Below are 2,399 nucleotides of genomic sequence, written 5' to 3'. Positions count from 1 at the left end.
CTTCCCAGATTCGCGCGATGGCCGTGGCGATGCCGGCGTCGCTCACGCCGCTGCGCAGCAGCGCGCGCAAGTCGTGCCCGGAGGTTGCGAAGAGGCACAGGTAAAGCTTGCCTTCCGTGGAAAGGCGGGCACGCGTGCAGGTTCCGCAAAACGCGCGCGTAACGCTCGAAATGACGCCGATTTCACCCGTGCCGTCTTCGTAGCCCCAGCGTTGCGCGGTTTCGCTTTCGCTTTGGGCATCGAGCGGGCGCAATGGAAAATGCTGGGCAATGCGCGCCACCACTTCCGCCGATGGCAACACCTCGCTCATGTTCCAGCCGTTCGACGCGCCCACATCCATATATTCGATAAACCGCAGCACCGTGCCGCTGCCTTTGAAGTGGCGCGCCATTGGAAGGATTTCGTGATCATTGGTGCCGCGCTTGACCACCATGTTGACCTTGAGCGGCGCAAGGCCGGCGGTGTGTGCGGCGTCGATTCCGCCGAGCACGTCGGCCACTGCGAAATCGGCGTCGTTCATGCGGCGGAAAAGGGCGTCGTCCAGCGCATCGAGACTCACCGTTACGCGCGACAACCCTGCGTCCTTCAGCGAGCGCGCCTTGCGGGCAAGAACAGAACCGTTGGTGGTGAGCGTGATGTCGAGCGGCCGGCCTTCCGGCGTGCGCAGTAGCGCGAGACGCTCGATCAAGAACTCGATGTTCTTGCGCAGCAGCGGTTCGCCGCCGGTCAGACGGATTTTTTCGACGCCATGTTCTACAAACAATCGCGTCAGCCGCTCGATTTCTTCGAACGACAGAAGGGCGCTATGGGGAAGAAACGCGTAGTCCTTGTCGAAGACTTCACGCGGCATGCAATAGACACAGCGGAAGTTGCATCGGTCCGTGACCGAAATACGCAAGTCGCGCAGCTCGCGCGAGAAACGGTCAGTGAGTCGCCCGCGCGGTGTCCTGGCGAGCCCGGAAACGTCGGGAATGGCCGAGACATTGGTGACGGGAATGATGCGTCGAGACATGATCGTTTTCGTTTTGCGCAGTCGGCGGCCGCGTCACTGTGTAACGGTGTAACCGACGTCCGCGATGGTTCTGCAGCTTCGCAAGACTTACAACTTACCATGTTAGCGGACGCGCGTCGAAAAGGCGTTTCGCCACTACCTGTCGCGCAAGTATTGCGCCGTCCCCGAACACAAAAGCGCCACGGACCGAAGTCGCGTGGCGCTTTTCAGAGCTGACCGAACGCTAGCTTACGCGTCCTTGCCCGTTTCGACTTGCTGCATCGGCTCGGCGTCGAGCGGAGGCAGGCGCTTGCGTTCGCGCACAACCTGCTTCGGCGCTTCCGCCTGGGCCGCGGCTTCGCGCGCTGCACGAAGCTTGTCGGCGTCGGTGTTCACCCAGACAAGACCCGCCGAATCCAGCATCGGCTTGAGCGCTTCGTCTTTCAACGCAACCGGCGCGGACGGCGCTGCTGCTGCGGGTGCGGTGACTTCCACCGGCTTGGTTTCCACCGCTTTGGTTTCCACCGGCTCGAACGTCTTGACTGGCTCGGGTTCCACCACCGCGGACACTTGAGCCACGACCGGGGCGGCAGGCGCCACGGCTACCGGTGCCGGCGTGACGGCGACAGGAGCCGCTTGCACCGGTTCGGCTTCGACCGCGGCCGGCGCTACTTGCGTCACGACGGGTGCACGTGCCGCCGGGGTGTCGCCGAACGGATTGGCCACTACCGGTTGCTCGATGACCTTCGACGCCGCTCCGAACGGATTTTCGATCGGCCGCGACACGGGCTTTTCGAAGATATCGGCAGGTGTAGCAGCCGATGATTCTTGTGCCGCCGGAGCAACGTGCGCTTCGTGCGAAGCGTGCGTGACCAACAAGCCCTCTACCTCTGCCTGCACCGCTTGAGTCGGCGCGACTTCAGGTTGCGCGGCGACGACCGGCGCAGTTTCCACCGGTTTGGTTTCAACCGGAGCTGTGCGAGCCTGCTCCGGCAACTCGGTCACTCGAATCGCTGCGGCCGCAACCGGCTCGACCGTCGCAACTTGAACCGGCTCGTGCGCGCGGGGCGCCGGTGCCGTTTCTACCGGCCTTGCCACGGGTGCCGGTGCGATATCGCGACTGTCGTCGGCATCGTTCGACGAATCCGTATCGAACACGCCGGCTTGCGCACGGTCGCTATCCGCCATGACTTCGTTTTCCGCAACATCGGCTGCCTGATTGACCGCAACGCCTTCTTCCTCGCGATCACGGCGTCCACCACGACGGCCGCGACGACGACGGCGGCGCTCTTCACCTTCACGCGCCGCGCTGGCCTGATCGGCCTGGGTCATATCGACGGCGCCGCCCTGAAGCGATTCGGCTCCAGCTTGCAGGTCTTCCGTCGTGTCCGAATCCACCGTTTCGCCT

1 protein-coding gene and 1 pseudogene are annotated in these 2,399 nt (G+C 63.7%); both read right to left on the bottom strand.

The features are described from left to right. Positions 1-1,012, bottom strand: a 1,012-nt coding sequence (moaA, locus tag WCA53_RS16145) for a GTP 3',8-cyclase MoaA (protein ID WP_423912307.1), incomplete at its 3' end; no start/stop codon positions are given. A gap of 228 nt (positions 1,013-1,240) precedes the next feature. Beyond that, a pseudogene (locus WCA53_RS16140) lies at positions 1,241-2,399 on the bottom strand (hypothetical protein); the annotation flags it as partial.

The organism is Caballeronia sp. (assembly GCF_049581465.1).
GTDB lineage: Bacteria > Pseudomonadota > Gammaproteobacteria > Burkholderiales > Burkholderiaceae > Caballeronia.
This window is presented reverse-complemented; position numbering and strand designations above follow the sequence as displayed.